General features: G+C 50.5%; 22 protein-coding genes. 5 read left to right on the top strand and 17 right to left on the bottom strand.

Features of this window, described 5'->3' with window-relative positions; all coding sequences use genetic code 11:
• Positions 1–9: 9 nt before the first annotated feature.
• From ACO0LG_RS22985 to ubiD, 3 genes are all read right to left on the bottom strand, one after another.
• Positions 10–969 carry a bile acid:sodium symporter family protein gene (locus ACO0LG_RS22985; RefSeq protein WP_423029874.1) on the bottom strand — a complete coding sequence of 320 codons (960 nt, stop codon included), beginning with the start codon at positions 967–969 and terminating at the stop codon, positions 10–12.
• Between the two features lie 127 nt (positions 970–1096).
• Positions 1097–1588 carry an acyl-CoA thioesterase gene (locus ACO0LG_RS22980; protein WP_423029873.1) on the bottom strand — a complete coding sequence of 164 codons (492 nt, stop codon included), beginning with the start codon at positions 1586–1588 and terminating at the stop codon, positions 1097–1099.
• A 40-nt stretch (positions 1589–1628) separates the two neighbouring features.
• Complete coding sequence (ubiD, locus tag ACO0LG_RS22975; RefSeq protein WP_423029962.1) at positions 1629–3113, bottom strand: 4-hydroxy-3-polyprenylbenzoate decarboxylase; 1485 nt, start codon at positions 3111–3113, stop codon at positions 1629–1631.
• Positions 3114–3600: 487 nt separating this feature from the next.
• Between ubiD and ACO0LG_RS22970 the strand changes: the two genes are divergently transcribed.
• A complete protein-coding gene (locus tag ACO0LG_RS22970; RefSeq protein WP_423029872.1) occupies positions 3601–4551 on the top strand; it encodes a transglycosylase SLT domain-containing protein in 951 nt (316 codons plus the stop codon).
• A gap of 73 nt (positions 4552–4624) precedes the next feature.
• Here ACO0LG_RS22970 and ACO0LG_RS22965 read toward each other — a convergent pair whose 3' ends face one another.
• From ACO0LG_RS22965 to ACO0LG_RS22940, 6 genes are all read right to left on the bottom strand, one after another.
• The gene (locus ACO0LG_RS22965; protein ID WP_423029871.1) at positions 4625–5791 is read right to left on the bottom strand and encodes a pyridoxal phosphate-dependent aminotransferase; all 1167 of its coding nucleotides are present in this window, start codon (positions 5789–5791) and stop codon (positions 4625–4627) included.
• 90 nt (positions 5792–5881) lie between these two features.
• Positions 5882–6346 carry a transcription antitermination factor NusB gene (gene nusB / locus ACO0LG_RS22960; RefSeq protein ID WP_423029870.1) on the bottom strand — a complete coding sequence of 155 codons (465 nt, stop codon included), beginning with the start codon at positions 6344–6346 and terminating at the stop codon, positions 5882–5884.
• A gap of 101 nt (positions 6347–6447) precedes the next feature.
• On the bottom strand, positions 6448–6945 hold the full coding sequence (gene ribH / locus ACO0LG_RS22955; RefSeq protein WP_423029869.1) for a 6,7-dimethyl-8-ribityllumazine synthase: 498 nt from the start codon (positions 6943–6945) through the stop codon (positions 6448–6450).
• Between the two features lie 97 nt (positions 6946–7042).
• On the bottom strand, positions 7043–8161 hold the full coding sequence (ribBA, locus tag ACO0LG_RS22950; RefSeq protein WP_423029868.1) for a bifunctional 3,4-dihydroxy-2-butanone-4-phosphate synthase/GTP cyclohydrolase II: 1119 nt from the start codon (positions 8159–8161) through the stop codon (positions 7043–7045).
• A gap of 168 nt (positions 8162–8329) precedes the next feature.
• Positions 8330–9199 (bottom strand): PhzF family phenazine biosynthesis protein, encoded by an 870-nt coding sequence (locus tag ACO0LG_RS22945; RefSeq protein ID WP_423029867.1) that lies wholly within the window; start codon positions 9197–9199, stop codon positions 8330–8332.
• Positions 9200–9229: 30 nt separating this feature from the next.
• Positions 9230–10219 (bottom strand): XdhC family protein, encoded by a 990-nt coding sequence (locus ACO0LG_RS22940; RefSeq protein WP_423029866.1) that lies wholly within the window; start codon positions 10217–10219, stop codon positions 9230–9232.
• A 167-nt stretch (positions 10220–10386) separates the two neighbouring features.
• Between ACO0LG_RS22940 and ACO0LG_RS22935 the strand changes: the two genes are divergently transcribed.
• Entirely contained in the window at positions 10387–11904 is a 1518-nt protein-coding gene (locus ACO0LG_RS22935) for a peptide MFS transporter (RefSeq protein WP_423029865.1), read from the top strand.
• A gap of 48 nt (positions 11905–11952) precedes the next feature.
• Here ACO0LG_RS22935 and ACO0LG_RS22930 read toward each other — a convergent pair whose 3' ends face one another.
• Positions 11953–12816: a DUF1653 domain-containing protein gene (locus ACO0LG_RS22930; RefSeq protein ID WP_423029864.1), complete on the bottom strand. Its 864-nt coding sequence runs from the start codon at positions 12814–12816 to the stop codon at positions 11953–11955.
• Positions 12817–13277: 461 nt separating this feature from the next.
• Between ACO0LG_RS22930 and ACO0LG_RS22925 the strand changes: the two genes are divergently transcribed.
• The 3 genes from ACO0LG_RS22925 to ACO0LG_RS22915 all read left to right on the top strand — a co-directional run bounded on the left by ACO0LG_RS22925 (position 13278) and on the right by ACO0LG_RS22915 (position 17404).
• Positions 13278–14567, top strand: coding sequence for an MFS transporter (locus tag ACO0LG_RS22925; protein WP_423029863.1), 1290 nt, complete (start codon positions 13278–13280; stop codon positions 14565–14567).
• 157 nt (positions 14568–14724) lie between these two features.
• Positions 14725–16989: an OPT family oligopeptide transporter gene (locus ACO0LG_RS22920; RefSeq protein WP_423029862.1), complete on the top strand. Its 2265-nt coding sequence runs from the start codon at positions 14725–14727 to the stop codon at positions 16987–16989.
• Positions 16990–17134: 145 nt separating this feature from the next.
• Positions 17135–17404, top strand: coding sequence for a hypothetical protein (locus tag ACO0LG_RS22915; RefSeq protein ID WP_423029861.1), 270 nt, complete (start codon positions 17135–17137; stop codon positions 17402–17404).
• 75 nt (positions 17405–17479) lie between these two features.
• Here ACO0LG_RS22915 and flgL read toward each other — a convergent pair whose 3' ends face one another.
• The 7 genes from flgL to flgF all read right to left on the bottom strand — a co-directional run bounded on the left by flgL (position 17480) and on the right by flgF (position 25528).
• The gene (gene flgL / locus ACO0LG_RS22910; protein ID WP_423029860.1) at positions 17480–18706 is read right to left on the bottom strand and encodes a flagellar hook-associated protein FlgL; all 1227 of its coding nucleotides are present in this window, start codon (positions 18704–18706) and stop codon (positions 17480–17482) included.
• An 8-nt stretch (positions 18707–18714) separates the two neighbouring features.
• A complete protein-coding gene (gene flgK, locus ACO0LG_RS22905; protein ID WP_423029859.1) occupies positions 18715–20973 on the bottom strand; it encodes a flagellar hook-associated protein FlgK in 2259 nt (752 codons plus the stop codon).
• A gap of 115 nt (positions 20974–21088) precedes the next feature.
• A complete protein-coding gene (flgJ, locus tag ACO0LG_RS22900; RefSeq protein ID WP_423029858.1) occupies positions 21089–22012 on the bottom strand; it encodes a flagellar assembly peptidoglycan hydrolase FlgJ in 924 nt (307 codons plus the stop codon).
• 9 nt (positions 22013–22021) lie between these two features.
• Positions 22022–23125 carry a flagellar basal body P-ring protein FlgI gene (locus ACO0LG_RS22895; RefSeq protein WP_423029960.1) on the bottom strand — a complete coding sequence of 368 codons (1104 nt, stop codon included), beginning with the start codon at positions 23123–23125 and terminating at the stop codon, positions 22022–22024.
• 56 nt (positions 23126–23181) lie between these two features.
• Positions 23182–23847 (bottom strand): flagellar basal body L-ring protein FlgH, encoded by a 666-nt coding sequence (locus ACO0LG_RS22890; protein WP_423029857.1) that lies wholly within the window; start codon positions 23845–23847, stop codon positions 23182–23184.
• A 71-nt stretch (positions 23848–23918) separates the two neighbouring features.
• On the bottom strand, positions 23919–24701 hold the full coding sequence (gene flgG / locus ACO0LG_RS22885; protein ID WP_422952096.1) for a flagellar basal-body rod protein FlgG: 783 nt from the start codon (positions 24699–24701) through the stop codon (positions 23919–23921).
• Positions 24702–24787: 86 nt separating this feature from the next.
• Positions 24788–25528 (bottom strand): flagellar basal-body rod protein FlgF, encoded by a 741-nt coding sequence (flgF, locus tag ACO0LG_RS22880; RefSeq protein ID WP_423029856.1) that lies wholly within the window; start codon positions 25526–25528, stop codon positions 24788–24790.
• Positions 25529–25565: the final 37 nt, after the last annotated feature.

Here is a 25565-nt window from a genome sequence, read left to right as displayed (position 1 = left end):
TCTGACTCCTTATCTTTTAGCGTAATGTTGCGCCATAAAGGCACATACCATCAACTGTAGCTGATGAAACAGCATCAATGGCAATAAGACCATACCAAGGGCATGACTGGCAAATAAAACTTTGGCCATAGGTACGCCACTGGCCAGACTTTTCTTGGAGCCGCAAAAGACAATAGTGATTTCATCTTCTTTGTTGAACCCCAGGCGGCGGCTGACGATGGTTGTCAGGCCCATGATGATCGCCAGCATCAGAGCGCTGATACCCAGCAAACTTGCCAACATCAGGGGCGGTAATTGCTGCCACAATCCTTGTACAACCGCTTCGCTGAAGGCCACATACACAACCAGCAAAATCGAGCTTTGATCCACCATGGTCAGCGTGCTGGCATATTTTTCCATCCAGGCCTGCAACCATGGCCGCGTCAATTGCCCTGCGATAAAGGGCAGTAATAGCTGGCAAACGATCTTTAACATCGCATCAACTGAAGAATGACTCTCACCATGTGCGACCACAACCAGGCCAACCAATAAAGGAGTCAGAAAGATTCCCAGCATATTACTCAACGACGCACTACAAATGGCCGCAGGCACATTGCCACGCGCAACGGATGTAAATGCAATCGACGATTGTACTGTCGAGGGCAATACACATAAGAAAAGTATGCCTATATATAACTCAGGTGTAATCAGCGACAACAGTAAAGGCTTCAATACCACGCCCATCAGGGGAAAAATCGCAAAAGTAAATGCCATGACCAGCAAATGCAAACGCCAATGTGTAAGACCTGCGAGCACAGCCTGGCGCGACAATTTGGCCCCATGCATAAAAAACAGCAAGGCAATCATGCCGACAGACAAATGATCAAAGCCTGATGCAACCACGCCGCGTGCAGGAAACAGACTGGCCAGAGTGACCACGCCTAATAGCAGCAAAGTCATGTTATCGGGTAAAAAACGTGGGCGTTTCATGTGGGGAAAGCTAGAAATATAGGTAATTGATTGTACTTGAATAATGCGGCTAACTTGGCAGCATGTAGATGCTGCCCCGTAAAGCGTAGTCTGAGTCCAACAAATGCCTGCTCAATATCTTGCGCATCTAGTAGTTTGCGGCTGATACGGATGGAACCACCGCTGGCAAATAGATATCGCAAAACTCTGCCGGCATACGGCGTGCGCGACCACTACTAAGCTCTATGCAGACCAGATCCCAGCGCCCCCTGAGCACGGTGGCACCATCGCTATCGCGTATCAATTGAAAACGCCTGTCCATGGTGAGTTTGCCGTCGCTGGCAAACAGCCATGTTGCCAGCGTTAGCGATTCACCGAGCCAGGTTGACAAGACATAATCATATTCACCCCGCCTGATCGCCATGGCGCGGTCCAGGCGATGGTAGTCTGCCAGATTCAAGCCCAGTGCTTCAGAATGCCCCCATGCGACTTCTTCACACCAGCGTACATAGACTGCATTGTTGGTGTGGTTCAACCCATCGATATCACTTTCTTGCGGCTTCACTGCCCGCGTGAACGGTTGCGGATAATCCCAAACCGTGGAACCACCTAAAGACCCTGACGCACTCAATACACTCATATATATACACGCAAAAATTTAATCGCTAAAAACACCGAGACTATAAGCCTAGCTCTTGCCAGATCTGGTCCACTTTTGCCTTTACTTCCGGCGTCATCTCTATGGTAGTGCCCCACTCACGGCTGGTTTCACCCGGCCATTTATTGGTCGCATCTATGCCCATCTTGCTGCCCAGGCCACTCACGGGTGAAGCAAAATCCAGGTAATCAATCGGTGTGTTATCTACCAAGGTGGTATCACGTAGGGGATCAACACGGGTAGTGATCGCCCAGATGACTTCTTTCCAGTCGCGGATATTGACATCTTCATCAACCACGATGATGAACTTGGTATACATGAACTGGCGCAAAAAGCTCCAGACCCCGAACATGACGCGCTTGGCATGACCGGCATAAGCTTTTTTCATTTGCACTACGGCCATGCGGTAACTACAACCTTCCGGTGGCAGATAAAAGTCTGTGATTTCACTGAACTGCTTTTGCAGTAATGGAATGAAGACTTCATTTAACGCCACACCCAGTATCGCAGGCTCATCTGGCGGCTTACCTGTATATGTAGAGTGATAAATAGGATCACGGCGCATGGTGATGCGGTCAATGGTAAAGACAGGGAACCAGTCTTTCTCATTGTAATAACCAGTGTGGTCGCCATACGGCCCTTCCAGCGCATGCTCATAGCCACTAGGGTGATTTTCATCAGGATAGATATGCCCTTCCAGAACGATTTCTGCTGATGCAGGCACGCGCAACTCACTGCCTATCGCCTTCACAAGTTCAGTACGGCTACCACGCAAAAGCCCGGCAAACTGGTATTCTGACAAACTGTCTGGCACAGGTGTTACTGCACCTAATATGGTGGCCGGATCCGCACCAAGGGCAACGGCAATGGGATAAGGTTTGCCTTTATTGACGATGCCATGTTCACGAAAATCCAACGCACCGCCACGATGGGCCAGCCAGCGCATGATGACTTTATTGCGGCCCAAAACCTGCTGCCTATATATACCCAGATTCTGGCGTTTTTTATTCGGGCCTTTGGTAATCACCAAACCCCAGGTGATCAATGGCGCAACGTCGCCAGGCCAGCAATGCTGTATCGGCAGACGGGCGAGATCAACGTCATTGCCTTCCCAGACTATTTCCTGACATTTGGCACCACGCAGTTCTTTAGGCGACATGTCCCAGACCGCTTTTATCAAAGAACCCATGCCCATGATTTCTTTAAAACCCTTGGGTGGTTCTGGCTCTTTTAACGCCGATAAAACATGGCCTATCTGGCGTAGCTCGCTCAGGTTTTCTGCCCCCATGCCGAGTGCTACGCGGCGTGTCGTGCCAAATAAATTACCCAGCACTGGTATGGTATGACCAACAGGTTTGGTGAATAAAAGAGCCGGACCTTCGGCACGCAAAGTGCGGTCACAAATCTCAGTCATTTCCAAATGTGGTGAAACGGGCAAGTCCACCTGTTTAAGTTCGCCTTTTTCTTGCAATTGGGAAATAAAGTCTCTCAAATCAGAATATTTCATCATTTTTCGCTTTTTCGTATCTCTGCACTAGTCGCACTAGCAACTTCTGCCAAGTGCTTGATTTTATTGAACTTTGCTGCATTGCAGCACAATTCATTAGACATAAAAGTAATCAACTTCTCATTTGATAGTGTTGACTTGATATAAAACCGCCCCTACAATTCGCCCAACTTGATGAAGAGGTTAATGACTTCCGCCACTTTCGACACAAAGAGAGTTTCGCCACACGGTAACATCATTCACGGGGATCGGGCCCCAACATAACATTGTAAGGATTGTTTTCAAAAGGCGTCTGCCTTATCCCGAAAAAAGTTGTTTGTCACTGGACACACCATGAACAGGTTCGACGGACCTGATTTGACAAACGGCTCCGGCGTCTCGCGATCACACTTGTGACGGGGACGATGTTTCTGATTCGCGGAAGTAAGCACTGTGTTTGGCTTTTAAGTAAGTTGAATGACGCATCGCGAAGATTCAGGAGGTAAGAATGTTTCAACGTTTTATTTTAGCAGTACAACAAAGTAGTTTTTCTTCAATGGACAAGCGCAAAGCGCTCTCCATGGTGGCGCGTGATACAACCAGTGGTTTATTCACCACCCTGCGCAACCTGCTGACACTCGCTGGCATCATCGCTATGACCCTTCTGGTCATGATGTATGTCAAACCTGAACTCACCGACAAATTTAAAGGTTTGTCCCCCTATGCTGAAGCTGGCGAAGAGCCCGCAGAAGCCGTAGCAGCCGTACCGGCGCCTAATCTTGCTCATTTGATGCAAGCACCAGGTCAAGCTAATTCTGATACCAATTTGCAAAAAGCAAGCATGGCTGAAGAAGAAGCGAAAATGCTGGGCAACACACGTCAGCAACAATGGGTAACCAACTGGCTGGCCAAACGCTACCGCGTAGCAACTGATGCGACCAATATGCTGGTCTCTGCCGCTTACCTGACCGCTAAAGAAATCAAGATCGATCCTCTGCTGATACTGTCTGTCATGGCGATAGAATCCGGCTTGAATCCGTTTGCTGAAAGCCCGGTAGGTGCGCAAGGCTTGATGCAAGTCATGTCGAAAGTACATCACGACAAATTCCAGGACCTTGGTGGCGTTAAAGCTGCCCTTAACCCGGTTGCCAATATCCGTGTTGGCGCATTGATACTGAAAGACTACGTCACCCGTGGTGGTTCTGTTGAAGCTGGCCTGAAGATGTATGTGGGGGCAGCCGATTCCGACAATGACTCTGGTTATGGCGCACGCGTATTGAATGAATACAAGCGTCTGAAAGATGTCTCGGCAGGTAAAAATGTACCTACCTTCTTTAGTGCTCCTGCGCCAGCACCCGTGCAAGCCCGCCCTATTGAAGCAGCTCCAACGCACAAGCCTGAAGCTACAGAAGCGAAGCTGACGGTAGAAACGAAAAAAGACCAGGTCGCAGCGCTGTAATACTGCTCGCTCCTGCTCTTTTGAAAAAGCCGCCTGATCAATGATCAGGCGGCTTTTTAATTCCAAGCATTCATTATCTTTCGGCCAGAAACTTTTTCAACCTGGCGACTGCTTCCTGCAAATTCTCTATTGAATTGGCATATGATAAACGCACGTACGATGTTGCCGTTGCCGGCCCAAAATCCAGGCCAGGCACGATCACTACACCAGCTTCATTCAATACCTGTTTGGCAAAGGCATCTGCATCGTCAGTAAATCTGGAACAATCGGCATACACATAAAACGCACCATCTGGCATGACCGGAATACCAAAACCCAGTTCACGCAATGCAGGCACAATATAGTCGCGGCGACGCTTGAATTCTGCCTTGCGCTCTTCATAAATGGCGATAGTCGCAGGTTCAAAGCAAGCCAAGGCCGCATACTGGGCAATTGAAGATGGGCAGATGAACAGGTTTTGCGCCAACTTTTCCAGCGCAGGCACTATGCGCTCTGGCACCACCAGCCAGCCAAGCCGCCAGCCTGTCATATTGAAATATTTGCTGAAGCTATTGATGACGACCACATCGTCATCCAACGACAAGGCAGAAAATGGTGCGCCATCATAGGTCAGACCCTGATAAATCTCATCAACGATGCTAAAGCCACCCAGTTCTTTTACTGTAGCAACGATCTTGCCCAGTTCTTCATGCTCTATCGAAGTACCCGTAGGGTTCGATGGCGAGGCCAGCAAAACGCCGCTACTGCGTTCATCCCATTGCTGCCTGACGATTTTTTCAGTCAGTTGAAAGCGGTGATCTGGTCCACTGGCGATGAGTTTTGCCCTGCCTTCAAATGCAGCGACGAAATGGCGGTTGCAGGGATAACAAGGATCAGGCATCAGCACTTCCCTGCCCGGCTCAACCAGTGCCGCACATGCCAGCAACAAGGCAGCCGAAGCGCCAGCAGTCACGATAATGCGGGAAGCTGACACATCAAGGCCAAACACATCACTGTAATGCTGCGATATCGCTGCACGCAACGCTGGCAAACCCAGCGCCGAGGTATATTGTAAACGCCCGGCCGCCATGGCTTTGGCAGCGGCATCGATCACTGCTTGCGGTGCGGTAAAGTCTGGCTCGCCTATGCCCATATGTATCAGATGGCGACCCTGTTTTTCCAGTTCTGCCGCCATTTTCATGAGTTCCATTACATGGAAAGGGGCGATATTGTCCAGTCTTGCTGCGAGATTTTGATGCATGGCATTTCCTAAAAACACAGGCTGAAAAAAACCGCCTTATTTATCTTTCAAAATAAGGCGGTAGATACTTTTATAAATATCGTCAGTAAATTACTTACCTGCTGCAACCTCAGTCGCGCGTAATTTTGCCGCCAGTTTGTCGAGTACACCATTAACATACTTATGACCATCGAGACCGCCAAAGGACTTGGTCAGCTCTACCGCTTCGTTGATGACAACGCGGTAAGGGATTTCTATGTGGTTTTTCAACTCATAGGCGCCAATCAGCAAGGCTGCGTGCTCGATAGGTGACAATTCAGCAATGGTACGGTCAATCAAGGGGGCAATTTGTTCACGCAATTCTATGGATTGCTTAATTGCACCGTGTAGCAGGGAATCAAAGTGCTCCCTGTCGGCCTTCTCAAAACCGTGAGCTTCACGGATATGGGCTTCAATTGCGCCAGAATCTTCATTATTCAGCAGCCACTGGTACATACCCTGCAAGGCAAATTCTCGTGCACGGTGGCGTGGCGAACGGCTCTTGCTGGGATTGGCGTGTAGTGTTTTATTATTCATATTTTCTCTTACCGTATCTTACTTATCTTACTTAATCTAACACTGGGTGACCATGGTTCATGGCTCGAATTTAAATGTAAATTCAAGCCTGAGTCAGATGATCAGGCATCATAGTGCACATCTTCTGTGGCTTCTGCCAATTCTTCCAGGGCCAGGGTGAGGTTGGCCATTTCAACCGCAACGCGGGCGGCATCACGGCCTTTTTCCTGCATGCGCACTTCGGCTTGCTCATCATTTTCTGTGGTCAGGATGGCATTGGCGATAGGGATACCGGCATCCAGGCCAACGCGGGTGATACCTGCGCCGGATTCATTCGATACCAGCTCAAAGTGGTAGGTTTCACCGCGGATGACTGCACCCAGGGCGATCATGGCATCGAATTGGTTGGTTTCTGCCAGCTTTTGCAAAGCCAGCGGCACTTCCAGTGCACCCGGCACTGTGACGTGCAGGATGTCTTCATTGAGTACGCCCAACAGTGACAATTCAGCCAGACAGGCATCCAGCAAGCCTTTACCGATATTGTCATTGAAACGCGCCTGTACGATACCGACACGTACGCCTGCGCCATCCAGATTTGCTTCGTAATGTCCAACTGTCATAATATTCTTTCTTGCGCTTTTCGCGCGTGATGTGATTTGAGTCATGAAAGTGCACTAAAAGACCGCTGTCAACTGCCCAGGTCTGGCACTCTCATCCTTATTTGTCTGCGCACGGCTTGTCGAGATACCCAACAACTTCGAGATTAAATCCTGTCATGGACGGCATCTTACGTGGATTGGCCAGCAATTTCATCTTGCCCACGCCGACATCCTTCAAAATCTGTGCACCTATGCCGTAATTGCGCAAATCCATGCGTGCGGCACGGCCTGCTGGCTTGGTTTCTGGCGTATCGAGTGCTTTGAACTGGTCAAACATCTGTTCGGCAGTTTCTTCGCAATTGAGCAAGACGATGACGCCGGAATCTGCTTTCTTGATGGCGGCCATGGCCGCAGCGACATTCCATGAATGCGTGGTAGCCTGGCTTTCCAGCAAATCGATGATGGATACTGGCTGATGCACACGCACCAGCGCTTCTTTTTCACGGGTGATATCGCCATGTACCAGCGCCAGGTGGGCAGAACCGCTGGGTTTGTCGCGATATACCAGGGCCTTGAAACTGCCATGCACAGTATGCATTTCACGTTCGGCCACGCGGTCAACGATGCTCTCTGTCTGGCTGCGGTAATGAATCAGGTCGGCAATCGTGCCTATCTTCATATCGTGTTCTTTGGCGAACTCGAACAAATCAGGCAAGCGGGCCATTGTGCCGTCGTCTTTCATGATTTCACAAATCACGGATGCGGGTGTTAGGCCAGCCAGCTCGGCCAGGTCGCAACCGGCTTCAGTATGGCCAGCACGCATGAGGACGCCGCCTTTTTGCGCCTTCAGCGGGAAAATATGGCCAGGCTGGACGATGTCAGCAGCGGTGGATTTCTTGTCAACCGCGACCTGTACCGTACGGGCACGGTCAGCGGCTGAGATGCCAGTGGTTACGCCCTCTGCCGCTTCTATCGATACGGTGAAGTTGGTACCAAACGACGTACCGTTGCGGCTGGTCATCATGGCCAGGTTCAACTGATTACAACGTTCTTCTGTCAACGTCAGACAAATCAGGCCACGGCCAAACTTGGCCATGAAATTGATGGCTTCCGGGGTAACGAACTCGGCGGCCATGATCAGGTCGCCTTCGTTTTCTCTATCTTCTTCATCAACCAGTATCACCATGCGGCCAGCGCGCAATTCGGCAACGATTTCCTGGGTAGTAGACATGCTCATAGGGGAATATCCTGAACCGGGCCACAGACGCAAGATCGTCCGGCCACTGGTTTTTGGGTGCGAATGAATGAAGTCGCTATTTTAAAGGATTTACGCCCGCTCTTCCCGTGCTTTGTGTGGATTTATGCGTTCCCCGGCTCGATTTTGCACTGATTCAGAAGGATTTTTCTAGATTTGCAGCTGGCCTTGTGCAATTTCTATCACCTTGCCACCTACTTGTATGCTTTTGTCTGCCGCCACATCCAGATAAAGCTGGCATGGCCGCCTGACTTGCGCGCCTTGGGCAATGCGCATGCTGGCGGGTAATTCACGCCTCTGATGCTGCCACCAGCCACCCAGGTTGGCGCAGGCAGAACCTGTGCCTGGGTCTTCTGCAAATCCACCGCCCTGCTTGGCAAAGAAATAACGTGCTGTCACCCCCAGGCGATCTTCACTTGACGAAAGCCCATCAAAGGAAAATACATAGACAGATTTACGCCCCAGACTATTGGCGGGCCAGACTGGCAACTTGCTAACATCTGGCGTGGCACGCAAGACAGCTTCGCGCGAATTCAGCGGTAGCAGCATTTGTTCGCTACCAGTGTTAATCCATAAAGGCACAGAATGAATGTCGCTTTCATCTAGCCCCAGCAAAGAAGCTGCTTGCGCGACAGACAAGCCACTGGCTTTGACCACAGGCTCACCCTTATGCGGCGTGGTCAGAGTCCATATGCCGTTTTCTAGTTGTACTTCGACCAAGCCTGCCTTGCACTCGAGCGTGATCTGGCTGGAATTGCTGAGACTCCCCACCACCTGTGCAGTGCCGAGACTGGGGTGCCCCGCGAAAGGCATTTCCGTATCTGGCGTGAAAATACGCATTCTGGTGGTAGCGACATCTGAGGGCAATACAAACACGGTCTCAGATAAATTGAATTGCAGGGCCAGCGCCTGCATTTGCTCATCCGACATGCCTGTGGCATTTTCAAACACACATAGCGGGTTGCCACCGAGAGTTTCTTCGGCAAACACATTCAAGAGACGAAAAGCATAGTTAGTCATCGTTTTTTTACTATTCTTTTTTCAGAAGAATCAGGCAAGCGTGGATTTGGCATGGGCGACATTGACTTCGGCAGGCAGCAAGATGCGATTTTTTACCGCCGTCAACTCAGCCAGTATGGAAATAGCAATCTCGGCCGGTGTCTTGCTGCCTATATACAAGCCTATGGGGCCATGGAGTTTTGCTAACTGCTCGTCATTGAGGTCAAATTCTTTCAGCCTTTCCCTGCGCTTGGCATTGTTGATGCGGGAACCTATGGCACCGACATAAAAGGCATCTGACTTCAAGGCCTCCATCAACGCCAGGTCGTCAAGCTTGGGATCATGTGTCAGGGCGACCACGGCACTGCGGCTATCCAGTCGCATTTCCAGCACCAGGTCGTCGGGCATCGCATGAATCAGTTGCACGCCCTCGACTTGCCAGCCACTGCGGTATTCTTCACGCGGGTCACAGACAGTAACCTGGTAATCCATGCCGACCGCGATACTTGCCAGGAATCGTGACAACTGGCCTGCTCCTATGATGAGCAAGCGCCAGCGCGGGCCGTGTACAGTCGTCAAGGCTTCATCGGTAATCTGCAATTGCTGGCCCGGGTCAGCCCTGGCAAGAGTTACTTCACCCGTACCCAAATCCAGACGTCGCGCCAGCAATTCATGTCTTTGCAAACCCTGGAGCAAGGCATCAAGCTGGCTGCGCGCTGACAGCGGTTCTATTGCCAGTTCTATCGTGCCGCCACAGGGCAGGCCAAAACGGTGTGCTTCATCGGCGGTAATGCCGTAAGTGACTATCTCTGGCAAATGACGCTGCATGCCTTCGCGCTGCACTCTTTCTATCAAGTCGTCTTCTATGCAACCGCCAGAGACAGAACCTACCACCTGGCCATTGCCGGCAATAGCCAGTGTCGCACCTTCAGGCCTTGGACTGGAACCCCAGGTCTTGATGACAGTGACCAGTTCGCAGGCTTGCCCTGCCTTGATCCAGGCGTCGCAGGTTTTGAGTACTTCGAGATCTATGCTGTCCATTGCTTCCTATGATCTTGTTGATTCAGATTTGAGCTGACTTGACTATCATTCATTTTCGCATGTTTTTGACTTTGACCTTTCCCATAGAAATTATCTATACAAATTGTCTTATTTCTCGTATTTCTTTGCTTTACAATGCCTGCCAGACCACCACTCTGGAGACCACCTTGTCCACAATCAAACAAAGACTGGCTGCCGTACCTGAAGGCGCAGGCGCATTGTTTTTCATACAGATTTTTGCCACCCTGGGCTTTGCCGTACTGTATTCCACTTTGGTGTTGTATGCGACCAAGAAACTGGGCTTTACTGCCAAGGACGCCACGGCCATCATGGGTGTGTTCGGTGCATTCAATTATGGCCTGCATTTGTTTGGTGGGTATCTTGCTGGTCGTTTTATCAGCAACCGCAACTTGTTTGTTGGCGGCATGATCCTGCAAGTCATAGGTTGTGCGACTATTTCCGTAGGCACTTCAGCAACTATGTACTGGGGCCTGGCATTTTTCCTGACGGGTAGTGGTTTGAATGTCACCTGCCTGAACCTGATGCTGACGCAACGCTTCAAGCCTGAAGACAATCGTCGTGAAAGCGCGTTCTTGTGGAACTATGCGGGTATGAATCTCGGTTTTTTCATCGGCTTCACTGCTGCCGGTTATTACCAGTTGCAAGAAGACTATGCCAGTTTGTTTATCTTCGCCACCATAGGCAACTTCATGGCGATCGTACTGGCAGCGGTCAACTGGCGCAGATTGTGTGACTTGAACACAACGCTGCTCGATGCCACAGCAACCCAGTTTCGCTGGCGCTTTCTGGTCGGCCTGGCTGTCATGGCTGGCCTGGTGCCACTGGTTGAATTCATGCTGCACCGCGCTGAAATGACTGGCAACCTGGTCATGATCATCAGTGTGGCGATCGCTGGCATTTTCATTGCCCTGACTGCCATCCATAAAGAAGCCCGTGAACGCAATAATATGACGGCCTATGTATTACTGACGATAGGTTCACTGGTGTTCTGGACACTGTACCAAATGGCCCCGATGGGCTTGCAACTGTTCGCAGTCAGTAATGTGGATCGCATGGTCTGGGGTTATGAAGTTGCGCCACAATGGATACAAAACATCAATAGCTTTGTGATCATGTTTGGTGGCCCACTGATGGCGATGTTGTTTGACAAGCTGCGTGCCAAGGGCTGGAATATTGATATACCACGCCAGTTCTCCGCTGCACTGATACTCATCGGCCTGGGTTTCCTGGTTCTTCCCATAGGTATAGCGACTGCTGCCAGCAATGGCCTGGTGGCTTTCAAATGGATATTCATCAGCTATATACTGCAAAGTATTGCTGAGCTGCTTATTTCACCTATCGGTTACGCCATGATAGGCAAACTGGCACCACGCCAATATCAGGGCGTCATGATGGGCACATGGATGCTGGTAACAGGCACAGCATCTATCCTGGCCAGCAAATTCTCAGGCCTGATCCCTGAGGCGACTGAAGGTCTGGCCTCATCCACCAATCCGACCTATAACTACATTTTCTCATTGCTGGGCTGGAGTAGTGTTGGCGTGGGCATCGTCCTCATTGTCCTGATTCCTGTCTTGCGCAAACTGATTACCGATGGGCCTGCCAAGGAAGCGTCGGCAGCAGCAAACCCGTTGACGCAGACTGAGCAGACTAAACCGGCATAACAAGAAAAGCAACATACAAGGCGGACATAATGAAATGCGCCCGCCTTTTTATTCCTTGATGGGAGTAAAACGCATGACTTCTGCGCCATTAATCTGCAGTATTTCAAAAAAGACCGACCTGGGTCTGGTCCAGATGGAACCATCATGCGAGCGATAGACAATGACTGGACTTAGGTCAGATTCTTGTGTCGCTTCACACACCAGTTCATAAATCCCGCCTTTGTAATGGCGAAAGCGTTGCACACCCTTGGTCTTTATCAAGGGCACCGGCGTAGTATCAGCCGCAATCTCAGCGGCTCTGTGTTTTTTTAAAAATGCTGGGACCTTTACTGCGGCCAGCTTGTTAATGTCCTGCAGCAAACGCGGGTCTATCGCAGCATAGCCATAGCGTTGACCCAATTCACCGGCAATACGCAGCATCAACGCAGAGGCAACTTCTGCATCTGCCTCTGCCCTGTGAGCAGAACCTTTGAAACGTATGCCCATGGAAGCCGCCAGTGGCCCTAATGAATAGGTACTCAAGCCTGGGAAAACCCTGCGCGCCAGCTTCACAGAGCAAATCACGCCATCATGGGCGGGCCACAGGCCCAGCCTGTCACTCTCGGCAAACAAGAACTTTTCATCAAAACTGGCGTTGTGGGCAGCCAATGTATCAGTACCGATAAACTCCACAAGCTCAGGCAATACTTCAGATACTGGCGGCGCTTTATCCACCATAGCCTGGGTAATGCCTGTCAATTCAGTAATAAAATAAGGGATACGCACATTGCTGTTGATGAGGCTGACATAACGGTCAACTATTTCACCACCGACGATGCGCAAGGCTGCCACTTCGGTAACACGCCCTCCCTGGTCTGGTGACATGCCGGAGGTTTCAAAGTCAATCATGACTACTGGTTTTTCAAACATCATATTTTTTTCACTAGCGGGAACTTATGAAGAGCAATACAATCTATCTGTACTGCGCGTCAATAAAAATCTGTGACGTTTGATAATTTTCTGATTCAATTTTCATTCACTTTCAACCCTCAGGACTCGGGTAAATGCACTTGCAAACTACAGCGTCACTAGCAACACTGTGGTGCAACCAGGCTTTTCAGCACTGGCGACGTAGCTTTGCGCATACCCCAAGCCCCATTAAGTTCGAATAGCTCTACGAATTCGACTAATCTGCGCTAGCCGCCAGATGCTCCGATGATACGGTAGTAATCGCTGCCCCGGTTTGTTCAGCCATACAGGCCAAACCAGGCATTACATATCATCCATCTTTGCTTTTTTTGCTACATCCTGGTTGCGCATAGACGCCCAGACCTGTGTACTGCTATTCATCTCGTCAAGAATAAAGACACGGGCAAATTATTGTATTGCTCATTATGAAAAATAAAATTTTAGGTCTGTTTTCGCTCCCGGAAAGGGATTTATTACGCGATCTTGTCTATCGGCGTCTCTGGACTTCGATACTGATCAGCTCGTTTGGTGCCCAGGTCACCATGCTGGCCCTGCCGCTGACTGCCGCCCTGTTGCTGCACGCCAGCGCTACCCAGATGGGCATGCTGACCTTCATGGAAATTCTGCCCTTTGTCTTGCTGTCACTGCCTTCTGGTGTATGGCTGGATCGGGTACGCAAGTTGCCGGTGTATGTCGTCGGCGAAATCATGATTTCCATCTCGGTTGCCAGCGTGCCCATGGCCTGGTGGCTGGGTTATCTGAACATGAGCTGGCTATATATCGTCGGCTTCATGATAGGCGTGGTGAATACCACGGCAGGCACTGCTTCGCAAATTGTCTTGACGCAAATCGTGCCGCGTGATCGCCTGGTAGAAGCACACGCAAAAAATGCGCTGGCAACGTCAGGGGCTGAAGTTGCAGGGCCGGCTACTGCTGGTGCGTTGATCAAGCTGCTGGGAGCTCCAATCGCCTTGCTGGCTGATGCCGTTCTGCTGCTGACATCCGCCGTGATCTTGCGCGGCATTCATGTCAATGAAGTCCGTGAACCGCGGGCAGATGCGCATTTTTGGCGTGATTTGAAGGCCGGCCTGTCCTTTGTTGCCAACAAACCTTTACTGATCGCGCTGGCATTGACGGTAGGCGGCTGGCAGCTTTGTTACAACGCCGCACTGGTCGTACAAATCCTGTTTGCTACGCGCGAACTGGGTTTGTCTGAGCAAGCTGTTGGTCTCAGCTATATGGGCATGGGTGTGGGTACGATTATCGCCAGCGTATATGGCAGCCGCATAAGTCGCCATATCGGACCTGGCCCCTGCATGGTGCTTGGCGTGGCTGTTTGCGGTCTGGGTTGGAGTTTGCTGGCTTTGGCACCGACCAATAACTGGGGTATTGCTGCGTTTGGTTTCATGTTGATGTGCTTCTCCATCGGTGGCGTGTTGATCTTCATTAACTTCCTGGCTTTGCGTCAGGCTGTCACGCCAGAGGCCATGCTGGGTCGCATGACCAGTACCATGCGCTGGCTGATACTGATACCAGCAGGGCCTGGGGCATTAATAGGAGGCTGGCTGGGAGAGCACATGGGTTTGCGCTATGCCTTGGGCTTTGCCGGTGTAGCAGCCCTGTTGCTGGCAATACTTGCTGCAAAAAACCCTATTATTCGCGGCATAACTGTCTTGCCGCGCCTGAGCAAACAGGAAGAGATGCAACAAGTTTAAGGATGGCATTGCAAACAGGCTGAAAAAAGCGTGATAATGCGCGGATATTTATGTTTTTTAGCTATCCCCCTCAGGAGACCAGAGGGGGATTATTTATTCGCCGCGCTGAAACAGATCACCCTCTTATTCAGCCTTTTTGACAACAATAGGTAGACCAATGCCAACAGAAATGTCAACGCCTGATGCCAAGCCGGGCTTCAAGCCCTACATCCCGGCCTCAGCCCAACTCCCCGAAATGACCGCAAGAGCCCTGATCATGGGTGTCTTGCTAGGTATGGTTTTCGGTGCATCTTCATTGTATCTGGTACTCAAGGTCGGTTTGACCGTCAGTGCTTCGATACCGGTAGCCGTCATCGCTATCACCCTGTTCCGCCTGGGTAATAAGCTGGGCGCTAAAGATGCAACCATCCTGGAAAACAGTATTACCCAGACCGCAGGTTCCGCTGGCGAATCCCTGGCCTTTGGCCTAGGTGTGACCATGCCCGCTATCCTGATCCTGGGTTTTGACCTGGAAATATCGCGCGTCATGCTGGTTGGCTGCCTGGGCGGCTTGCTGGGTATTTTGCTCATGATCCCCATGCGCAGAACGATGATCGTGGAAAAGCATGATGAGCTGAAATACCCAGAAGGCACGGCCTGTGCCGAGGTCTTGAAAGCAGCAGCGACGGACTCTTCCCGCGAAGCAGCTGGTGAAACAAATAATCCCAATGCAGCAGATGATGCCAGCAAACGCGCTGCGATTATCTTTGGCGGCTTTGGCATAGGCTTGCTTTACAAGATCGCCAACGTCGCCTTGAAGGGTTGGAAGGATACACCTGAAGTCGTATTTGGTGCCCCACTCAAAGGTGGGTCGCTGGGTGCAGAAGTATCACCTGAGTTGCTGGGTGTAGGCTATATCATCGGCCCTCGCATTGCCTCCGTCATGGCAGCCGGTGGTGTCATGTCTTACCTCTTGCTGATCCCGATGATCAAGTTCTTTGGTGACGCATTGAGTGTGCCGCTAGCTCCAGGAACCAAGCTCATCAGCGAAATGAGTTCACATGATGTGCGTGGCGCTTACATCCTGTACATCGGCGCAGGCGCGGTTGCTGCAGGTGGTCTGATCAGCCTGATGCGTGCCATGCCCACTATCTGGCGCAGCCTGTCTGCTGGTTTGTCCGGCCTGGGCAAAGGCGCTGCGGCAGCTACTGCGCCGTTGCGCACTGACCAGGACATCCCCATGAAATGGGTCGTCATTGGTGCGCTGGCCATTATCGCAGTCATTACATTTGCGACACCATTGCACATGAATTTCCTGGGCGCCTTGTTGATCCTGGTATTCGGTTTCCTGTTTGCGACGGTCTCTTCCCGCTTGACGGGTGAGATAGGATCTTCTTCCAATCCTATTTCTGGCATGACGGTAGCAACCCTGCTCTTCACTTGCCTGATCTTCCTGATTATGGGCTGGACTGGTGGCCAGTACTATGTCACTGCCCTGTCTGTTGGTGCGATAGTCTGTATTGCTTCCAGCAATGCAGGTACCACGTCGCAGGATTTGAAAACCGGTTACATTGTCGGTTCCACACCGCGCTTGCAACAGTATGCAATTCTGGCTGGTGCCCTGTCATCGGCTCTGATCCTTGGCCCTATCCTGTTGAAGTTGAATGACTCCGGCACTGTGTATGTACCAGCAGCGCAGGTTGCCCCAGCTCTGCAAACAGATGCATCGAAACTGACAGACACTGCACAACTGCAAGGCCCGCAAGCTGATACAGACAAAGGCACGTACAAGGTCTGGCACAAGAATGACAATGTCGGCGGCCCTGCTGGCAAATACTTTGTTGACAATGCAGGCAAGGCAGTTTATCTGGTTGACCCAGGCATCAATGGTGCTTACAACAAGCGACCTGATGGTACTGAAGTCAAGAAATACGATGCACCGAAAGCCGTGCTGATGTCTTACATCATCAAGGGCATCCTGGACCGGCAACTGCCCTGGACCCTGGTGTTGTTTGGCGTGATGATTGCGCTGGTACTGGAAATGGCAGGCATCCCATCACTGGCCTTTGCGGTCGGCGTGTATTTGCCGCTGTCATCGTCTGCCCCTCTGTTTGTCGGCGGCATGATACGTTGGGCGGTAGATCGCCGTAACAACAAGCTGGAACACAACAAGCATCTCAGTGAAGAAGAAAAACAGGCAGCAGGCGACCGCAGTGCGGGTGTCTTGCTGTCATCCGGCTATATTGCCGGTGGCGCGCTGGCTGGTATTGTGATTGCATTCACGGCAGGTATCCTGACCGATTTTGACAAGAAAATCGGTGACTGGGCTACCGCAAACAATCCCTTCTTTGAAGGTGTCAATGCCAATGCCTTGTCCATGATCCCCTACGCGTTGATCATCATTGCACTGTATTGGGTAGCACGGGAAAAGAAAACTGCCTGAATGTAAAATTCAGGATATCAAGCTTGTAACCAAAAGTGTGGGATAAAAGGTTTGATCGCTCCAAACAATCAAGCCTTTTTATTTTGCCTGCGGCAGAGTGGCAGAGACCAAGTACAATATCCGAAATAATTTACTGGAAATAGCCATGTCTGCACCTCAAGCCGCTGTCGATTGCAAGAACCAACCCGTTGTCGTGGGCGATATTGTCCGGGTAGTCAATCTCGACAAAAGATTTATCAAGAGCTTCCCTGAAGATGAACGTATCCTCATAGAATCAATGATAGGCCAGTTCTTCAAGGTGATAGACATGGATGAAGAAGGTGCGCCCTGCGTCGTGCGCGAATGGCATGATGAGCATGGCATCATGCAAACTCATGTGATTGCGCTGGATGCAGAAGATATGGAAAAAATTTAACATCAGGACTGCCCATAAACAAAAAAGCAGCCCAGGCTGCTTTTTGCTTTTTACACTGGCTATGCCAATAAACCATCAGCGGATATAGTCAAACAGAGACAAGCCGGAGGTTTTGACGAATGACTGCTGCGCCGCCTGCAAAGTAGTTTGCTGCTGATTGAGTTCAGTAATTGCCTTGGCGTAATCCAGGTCCAGCAAAGAAGACAAATCCTGTTTGAAAGCGACGCCTTTGGCATCACCCTCACTATCAAGGTCATCAATCTCTTTCAAGCTAGTGCCCAGCTGCGCACGCACGGTCAGCACGTTATTCAAAGACTTGTCGATATTGTTATTGCCTTGTGTCAGCGCTGCAGTCAAATCTTTTTTTGCTGCCGCCGTACCTGCAGGCGTATTCAAGGCATTGATGATATCGGTGACAGTTTCAAAAATATTTTGATTACCTGGCTGCACTGAAAACTTGTCGTTTGGGCCAGGCGCTGCAACTGGTGGGCCACCCGCGTTGGTGACATTCAAATCTATACCATCAAAGGTAACCGTCGCACCACTAACATAAGGGGTCAGAGGAACAACAACCGTACCCGTCGTTTTATTGGTAACGGTAAATGAAGTACCCAGATTATCAAACGCCACTTCGTAATTATTACCCGTCAGATTCGCTGAGGTAGCGGTATTAATTGTAGCTGCAGCGACCGCGGTGCCTACATTCGACGGATTTGGCTGCACATTGAACTGGCCAGCCGAGGTGCGGATATTTTGGAAAATATCTATGCCCGGGCTACTGAGAGGTATTTGTCTTGACGTATCTGCCTGGATAAAGCGCTGCCCCTGGTCACCGTTATAAACAGCGCTACCCGCTGTCTTGGTATAAGGTGCGGTAGTGGTATTGAAACCTGAAAACAAGTAATTGCCGGTGCCATCAGTCGCATTAGCCTGGCCAAACAATTGATCAAGATTGCCTTGCAATTGCTGGGCAATAAATCCACGATCGGTATCGTTGTAAGAACCATTGCCTGCCTGCACAATCAACGCCTTGATATTGTGCAGCGTATCGGTAACATTGCTCAGCGTACTTTCAGCAATACTGAGATTATTCTTGGCAGCTTGCCTGTTCGTCGCAAACTGGGTATTCAGAGAATCTGACTGGGAAATCACCAGTGCCCGCGCAGATGCAATAGGATCATCTTCCGGTGTCAATACACGACGACCAGCAGCGATTTGCTGTTGGGTCTTGTTCAAACCATACTGAAGATCGCTAATATTGGAACCGCCAGTTTGATAAATAGTACTGGTACTGATACGCATAATAACCTCTATCTGCCCAACGCCAATAAGGAGTCAAACAATGTACTTGCAATTTGCATCAACTTGCCTGCTGCCTGATATGCCTGTTGATAGCGCAATAAGTTGGCAGCCTCTTCATCCAGGTTCACACCTGATTCAGCCTGCTGTGCAGTGACATTTTGCGCCAGCAATTTTGTTTCTGAAGCACTGGTAATTTGCAATTCATGCGCCTTGTTACCCACCAGGCTGACGAATTGGGCATAGCCCCCCTGAAAGGTGGTAGTACCACCACCTACGGTATTTTTCGTTTGCAGATTACTTAATAAAACCGCATTACGGTTATCGCCAGAGCCATTGGTATTCGGGGCAATATTAAACACATCACCATTGGCAGGATTACCTGACACAGAGAAGCTGATGCCGTTATAACTGATCGTGGACCCAGATGTATACGGGACAGCCGTACCAGCCGGGTAAGTTGTCGAGACACCCGCATTCGTGACCGTGACATTGGCCGTCGCCGGGAAGCCAGTCAGTGTATTGCCAGCCGAATTAAATGTCAGCGTGCTTGGTGCGATCGGCAAAGCCTTGGATACAGTAAACACATCGCCGTTGGCAGGTGGTGAAGCACCGTCTTTGATAGAAAAACTGATACCACTGAAACTGATCGTTGCACCACTGGTATAAGGTACAGTCGCTGGAGGTGGATAAGTTGTCGTGACCGCACCGACTTTAACTGATACCGTTGCGCCCGCAGGGAAGCCGGAAATAGTATTCCCTGGTGAAGCAAATGTCAGGTTGACTGGTGAAGTCAGGGTCGAACCTACATAAGAATCATCGGTGGTCGCCGGGCTAATCGTCGCAGTTGCAGAGTTGCTGGCAGATGCAACCTGCGAATCGGCAACACCAACGCTGATCTTGCCCGTGCCAGTATTGGTCGTCGGAAAAGATGTCGTCAAAGGTGCCGCTGCAGCCAGTTTGGCAGGGTCTTGAATCGCCACTGCAAAACTGGAACCACCTGCGGCTGTCGGCCTGATCAGGAATTCATCGCCTGCCGCCGGAACTGCCGCTGCCGGTGGTGGGGCCAGTTGAAAATTAATACCATCAAATTTCAAAGGCAAAGTTGCAGAAGACTGCGTTGCACCATCAGACAGACGGGTAATTTTATAATTACCACCCACAAATTGCAGGCGATAGTCGCTGGTCGTTAGGGCATTTGTATCAGTGATAGACGCATTGATCGCAGCCGTAGAAGTATTGAGTGCACTCGGTGTTGATACAGGAGTCGGAACTGTAAAGAAGTCACCCCCAACCTGCCCGTTCAAATCCAGCCCCAGTTTTTGCTGGTCATTGAATTGCGTGGCCAAGCCTATCGCTATCCTGCCTATGCTGTTTTTGGCGACATCCAGTGTGCTGGAACGGAAATCAAACAAACCACCAAGTTTACCGCCACCAAAACTATTTTCAGGCAACAAGACTGAAGAACCGTTGACGAGATAAGAAACTTCAGTACGGGTGGGATCAGTCAGTGACTGACCGACTTGCAGCTGCGTCACATTGCTGCCAAGCACCAGAGGCTGGCCATTGCCAATAAATACATTATATTTTTCACCTTGTGGCACTACGCTGACCTTGGTCAGCTTGCTCAGTTCGGTGATCAGTTGATCCCTTTGATCCAACAAATCATTGGGGCCACTATTACTGCTTGAAAGACCCTTGGCTCTTTCTATGGTGTCATTTAAACTGGCTATTTGCGAAGCATAGCTATTAATGGCGCCTACAGTCGTACCAATTTGTCCATTAACATCATCATTGATCTGGTCGAGACGAGTTTCCAAACCATTGATACGGCCAGCTAGCGATTGTGCTGACGATAATGCAGCCTGGCGCGCTGCGGCACCGGCAGTGCCGTTAGGGCTTGCAGCCAGATTCTGGAAAGCCTTGAAAAAATCTTGCAAAGCAGGTGTCACACCTGCGGTGGGGTCTGCCACCAGATTATTGATCTGGCTGATCTGGCTGTAATACACGTCAGCCTGGTTTTTTGTTGATTGGGAAGCATTGACCTGGCCAGCCAGGAAAGAATTATATTGGCGTTGAATTTGGGTAACCGACACGCCCTGTCCGATAAAGGATCCACCGAGATTTTGCGGCTCATTTGCAGCCTGCAGTATAGTTTGGCGATTATAGCCGGGAGTTGATGCATTGGCAATATTGTGGCCAGTCGTGGCGATACCCAGCTGCGCCGCATTCAGTGCAGATTGCCCAATGCCAAATATATTTGAACCCATAATTGAACCTGCTTTTTTGCTAAGTTATACACCCAGTGCTTTCAATCATGTTTTCGGTGCGTTTCGGTAAAACTTTAATCTGATTGCACTTTCACTGGAGAAACCTATGATGAAATTACGTTGAAAGAGAGTTTTTGATAATCTTTGTCAGCTTGTTGGCATACTCAGGATCAGTCGCATAACCAGCTTTTTGCAGTCCCTGGGCAAAGCTTGTTGCATCTTTGGCATTAGCCATCACGTTCTCATAACGTGGATTCTTGGTAATCAATTTAGCATAGTCTTTGAATGCATCGGCATAAGTATCATAAGCCTTGAATTTTTCGACCTTGCGCTGGGCCACGCCATTCACATACTCTGTTGTAACTGCATCAACTGTCTTGCCCTTCCAGCCCTTGGTCGCCTTCATGCCAAAGATATTGTGGCTGGTAGAACCATCCACGGTCTTGATTTCACGGCGCCCCCAACCACTTTCCAAAGCAGCCTGGCCCAACATGAATTTTGCAGGGATACCAGTTTCTTGACTGGCCTGCTCAGCATGGGCAGATAGTTTTTCCTGGAACTCGCGCACATGATTTGGCCCGGTAAAAGCAGTTTTTGGTGCATTCGCAGGCATTTGCTCAAACTTGAGGTTGTCCAGGTAAGTGTTGATACCGCGCGCACTGGCAGGGCTGGTCAGATTACCTGAGCCCAGATTACCCGAGCCGGTGGCAGGGTCTGCCTCCAGCGCCTGGTCCATGGCATTATTGGATAACTGCCTGACCAGCACATCTCCCAGGCCCACTCCCTTTTTTGCCATGGTCTGCGACAACTGCTGGTCCAGCATGGAGGTGTACATACGACTTTGCTCACTGTCAAACAAGCCATCCTGACCACCTGCCTGGCGCATGGACTTCAGCATCACGTTCAAGAACAGCGCTTCAAACTGCTGGGCTGCGCCCTTGATTGCTTCGGGTGAATTATTCCTGGCCGATTGCTTGAGCTCATCCAGACCTTTGGTGTCAAAGGCTGTTTTATCTGAGAAATCGGTGCGCCCTATCATCACGTTTCCTTAGATAATTTCCAGGTCTGCACGCAAGGCACCGGACGCCTTGATGGCCTGTAATATGGCCAGCAGATCTTGCGGTGTCGCACCTATGGCATTGAGGGCCTTGACCACATCAGCCAGTGAAACTCCGGCCTTGAGCATCAATAGTTGCCCTGCATCTTTAGAAATCGTGACCGTTGAATTGGCTGTAGGCGCTGTTTGTCCGGCAGCCAGTGCATTTGGCTGGCTTACTGTGTTATCGGTATTGATAACGACAGACAGATTCCCATGAGCAACCGCGCAGGTTTCCAGCGTCACTGCCTGGTTCATGACGATGGAACCCGTCCTGGCATTCAAGATCACCTTGGCCGCCATTTGCGCGGGCGTGACATCAATATTTTCCAGATTTCCGAGGAAGCTTACGCGCTGATCGGCAGAAATTGGTGCCTTCACCTGTATGACACGGCCATCCATGGCAGCTGCCGTGTCCGGACCAAAGCGGCGGTTGATCGCATCAACCACACGGCTGGCGGTAGAAAAATCAGAACTGTTAAGTTCCAACTGTACGGTAGTGCCCTGGGAAACTGAATTGGGTACCGCCCTTTCGACCGTCGCACCAGCAGAAATTTTACCAACGCTTAAATGATTAACCTGCGCCTTGCTGCCATTTGCCGAAGCACCCACGCCACCGACCAGCACGTTACCCTGTGCCATGGCATAAATCTGGTTATCTGCACCTTTCAAAGGTGTCATCAGTAGCGTGCCGCCACGCAGGCTCTTGGCATTTCCCATTGACGACACCGTGATGTCCAGGGTCTGCCCGGGTTGTGCAAAAGGTGGCAAGGAGGTAGTCACCATGACTGCGGCCACATTTTTTAATTGCAGGCTGGTTCCCACCGGTATGGCGACTCCAAGTTGCTGCATCATGCTGATGATGCTTTGTACGGTAAACGGCGTTTGCGTGGTCTGGTCACCACTGCCGTCCAGGCCAACCACCAGACCATAACCAAGCAACTGATTTTGCCGCACACCCTGTATGCCTGCCAGGTCCTTGATGCGTTCTGCACGACTTTCCGTTGTGATCATGGCAGCCATCACAGCCATGGCAAACATGGCGGCTTTGATCATTCTGGATGTGGAAAGTGCGTTCATAAAACTACCCTGAGAGTTTGCAAAAAAATTCGCTATAAAGGAAGGAAGCTGAGAAAAAATCGTGAAAACATGGAGCTCATTTCTGTCAAATCAACCTTCGATGTAGAGCGGTATTCAAATCGCGCATCTGCCACCTGCGTAGAAGCGACAACATTGCCTGCTGCTATCGTGGTGGGGTTGATCACACCGGAAAAACGTACGAACTCTGCCCCTTTATCAAACGCCAGCTGTTTCTCACCGCTGACGAGCAAATTCCCGTTCGGCAGTACATCAATGACAGTGACAGCGATCGTGCCGGTAAAATTATTACTGGCAGTCTGTGCGCCCTTCTCATCATATTTGGTGGATGAAGAAGTCGCCAGACCGGCCTGCGCCGTGGTTGTTGCCGGAACACCGAATACCGTAGGGGCAGCGAAAGATGCCGCGCCAGACTTGCTATTGGATGCGGCAGCTGCCTTGCCTGCAGAAGTTTTTTCGACGATGGATATGGTCAGGGTATCGCCTATCAAACGGGCCCGCGCATCTTCATACAAAGGGCGATAAGTGGCTTGCTGGAAAATTGCACCATTCGCCTGCTTTTGCGGCCTGGCCGATTGCGCAGGAATGGAGGTGGGCTGATGTACGATAGGTGGCGGCGTCATCGCACATGATGCGAGTGCCAGCAGCGGCAACAATAGAGATAATTTTGTATATTTCATGAAATGCTCACCAAACTGGATTCATCAATATGATGCTGATTACTTGATTAGGGCAGAAATTAAAGCTGAAATTAAAGCTGAGATAAGCGTTGCAACATCTGATCAGATGTAGTGATCGCCTTGCTGTTGATTTCATAAGCGCGCTGGGTCTGTATCATATTGACCAGCTCTTCTGCCACATTGACGTTGGACGTTTCAACAAAGCTTTGCATCAACAAACCCGCACCATTGGTGCCAGGTGTATTTGTACCGGGGTTTCCGGATGCGGCTGTTTCTACATACAGGTTTTCACCCATTGCCATCAAACCAGCGGGGTTGATAAAAGTAGCCAGTTGCAGTGAGCCGACTTGCACAGGCGCGATTGAACCTGGCTGGGTCACCGAGACTGTACCATCACGCCCGACCGTAATTGATTGTGCATTGGCAGGAATAGTAATCGCGGGCTGAATCACAAAACCGCTGGATGTGACCAATTGCCCCTGGTTATCAGTCTGGAAGGAACCGTCGCGGGTATAGGCAGTAGAACCATCAGGCAGCAACACCTGGAAGAAACCCTGGCCCTGAATTGCCACATCCTTGCTATTACCTGTCTGTTGCAAATTGCCTTGCGTGAAAATCTTTTCTGTAGCAACCGGGCGCACACCAGTACCGAGTTGCAAGCCTGATGGCAATTGCGTCTGCTGCGAACTTTGCGCGCCAGGCTGGCGAATATTTTGGTACAGCAAATCCTCGAACACGGCGCGTGAACGTTTAAAGCCATTGGTGCTCACGTTGGCCAGATTATTGGACACGACATCCATCTGCGTTTGCTGCGCATCCAGGCCAGTCTTGGCTATCCATAGTGAACGTATCATTGCTTTCCCCTTTTGCCTTGATTTACTTTGCGTCGCTTTATTCTTGCGGCAAAGACTTCTACAAGGCTATTGTGCTACATCAGCACTCAACTCAAAGTCAGGATCTGACTGGCTTTAGTGGCGTTATTCTCGGCATTCTGCAAAAGCTTCATTTGCATTTCAAAGCTGCGCGCCAGATTAATCATGTTGACCATGGATTCGACGACATTCACATTGCTGTTTTCCAGCATGCCACCAGCTACACCGACCAGAGGATCAGCATCAACGGCTACACCATCCTTGGTTTTGAACAAACCATCATCGCCGCGAACCAGGTTTTCTTCCGGCGGGTTAACCAACTTCAAGCGGCCTATGACTTGCACTGCATTTGGCTTGGTGCCGGTGGGTATCGTCGATACCGTACCATCCTTGGCAATCGCAATCGATACTTCTGGCGGTATGGTGATAGGCCCGCCATCACCCACAACATTCAAACCACTCTGGGTTTGCAAAATACCGTTTTCATTGACTTTCAAACTGCCATGCCTGGTAAACGCCTCAGAGCCATCTGCCTTTTCCACCACCAGCCAACCCTTGCCTTCGACTGCCACATCCAGTTCACGCCCCGTGTTTTGCATGGCGCCTGTAGAAAAATCAGTACCAACCGTGGCATCCACCACAAAAGCGCGGGTGGCGAGACCATCACTTTTTACCGGCACAGCCCGGAATGAATCCAGCTGCGCCCGAAAGCCGGTGGTCGAGACATTCGCCAGATTATGTGAGACGGTAGCCTGCTGCTCAAGGATATGCTTGGCACCGGTCATCGCCGTATATACCAGTCTATCCATGAGCCGCTCCTGTTTTTCTGAGATTTAAAACACGCAT

This window comes from Undibacterium sp. Ji42W (assembly GCF_049340405.1).
Lineage (GTDB): Bacteria > Pseudomonadota > Gammaproteobacteria > Burkholderiales > Burkholderiaceae_D > Undibacterium.
The sequence above is the reverse complement of the archived record's forward strand: the minus strand, read 5'-3'. Positions and strand labels throughout refer to the sequence as shown.

Coding starts and splice junctions, on each gene's coding strand:
- ACO0LG_RS22930 (WP_423029864.1), bottom strand. CDS start 12,816: ATGATGTTTGAAAAACCAGTAGTCATGATTGACTTTGAAACCTCCGGC.
- ACO0LG_RS22925 (WP_423029863.1), top strand. CDS start 13,278: ATGAAAAATAAAATTTTAGGTCTGTTTTCGCTCCCGGAAAGGGATTTA.
- ribH (WP_423029869.1), bottom strand. CDS start 6,945: ATGACAGTTGGACATTACGAAGCAAATCTGGATGGCGCAGGCGTACGT.
- flgK (WP_423029859.1), bottom strand. CDS start 20,973: ATGGGTTCAAATATATTTGGCATTGGGCAATCTGCACTGAATGCGGCG.
- flgG (WP_422952096.1), bottom strand. CDS start 24,701: ATGATACGTTCACTATGGATAGCCAAGACTGGCCTGGATGCGCAGCAA.
- nusB (WP_423029870.1), bottom strand. CDS start 6,346: ATGAATAATAAAACACTACACGCCAATCCCAGCAAGAGCCGTTCGCCA.
- ACO0LG_RS22965 (WP_423029871.1), bottom strand. CDS start 5,791: ATGCATCAAAATCTCGCAGCAAGACTGGACAATATCGCCCCTTTCCAT.
- ACO0LG_RS22895 (WP_423029960.1), bottom strand. CDS start 23,125: ATGATCAAAGCCGCCATGTTTGCCATGGCTGTGATGGCTGCCATGATC.
- ACO0LG_RS22970 (WP_423029872.1), top strand. CDS start 3,601: ATGTTTCAACGTTTTATTTTAGCAGTACAACAAAGTAGTTTTTCTTCA.
- ACO0LG_RS22985 (WP_423029874.1), bottom strand. CDS start 969: ATGAAACGCCCACGTTTTTTACCCGATAACATGACTTTGCTGCTATTA.
- ubiD (WP_423029962.1), bottom strand. CDS start 3,113: ATGAAATATTCTGATTTGAGAGACTTTATTTCCCAATTGCAAGAAAAA.
- flgJ (WP_423029858.1), bottom strand. CDS start 22,012: ATGATAGGGCGCACCGATTTCTCAGATAAAACAGCCTTTGACACCAAA.
- ACO0LG_RS22915 (WP_423029861.1), top strand. CDS start 17,135: ATGTCTGCACCTCAAGCCGCTGTCGATTGCAAGAACCAACCCGTTGTC.
- flgF (WP_423029856.1), bottom strand. CDS start 25,528: ATGGATAGACTGGTATATACGGCGATGACCGGTGCCAAGCATATCCTT.
- ribBA (WP_423029868.1), bottom strand. CDS start 8,161: ATGAGCATGTCTACTACCCAGGAAATCGTTGCCGAATTGCGCGCTGGC.
- ACO0LG_RS22940 (WP_423029866.1), bottom strand. CDS start 10,219: ATGGACAGCATAGATCTCGAAGTACTCAAAACCTGCGACGCCTGGATC.
- flgL (WP_423029860.1), bottom strand. CDS start 18,706: ATGCGTATCAGTACCAGTACTATTTATCAAACTGGCGGTTCCAATATT.
- ACO0LG_RS22945 (WP_423029867.1), bottom strand. CDS start 9,199: ATGACTAACTATGCTTTTCGTCTCTTGAATGTGTTTGCCGAAGAAACT.
- ACO0LG_RS22980 (WP_423029873.1), bottom strand. CDS start 1,588: ATGAGTGTATTGAGTGCGTCAGGGTCTTTAGGTGGTTCCACGGTTTGG.
- ACO0LG_RS22920 (WP_423029862.1), top strand. CDS start 14,725: ATGCCAACAGAAATGTCAACGCCTGATGCCAAGCCGGGCTTCAAGCCC.
- ACO0LG_RS22890 (WP_423029857.1), bottom strand. CDS start 23,847: ATGAAATATACAAAATTATCTCTATTGTTGCCGCTGCTGGCACTCGCA.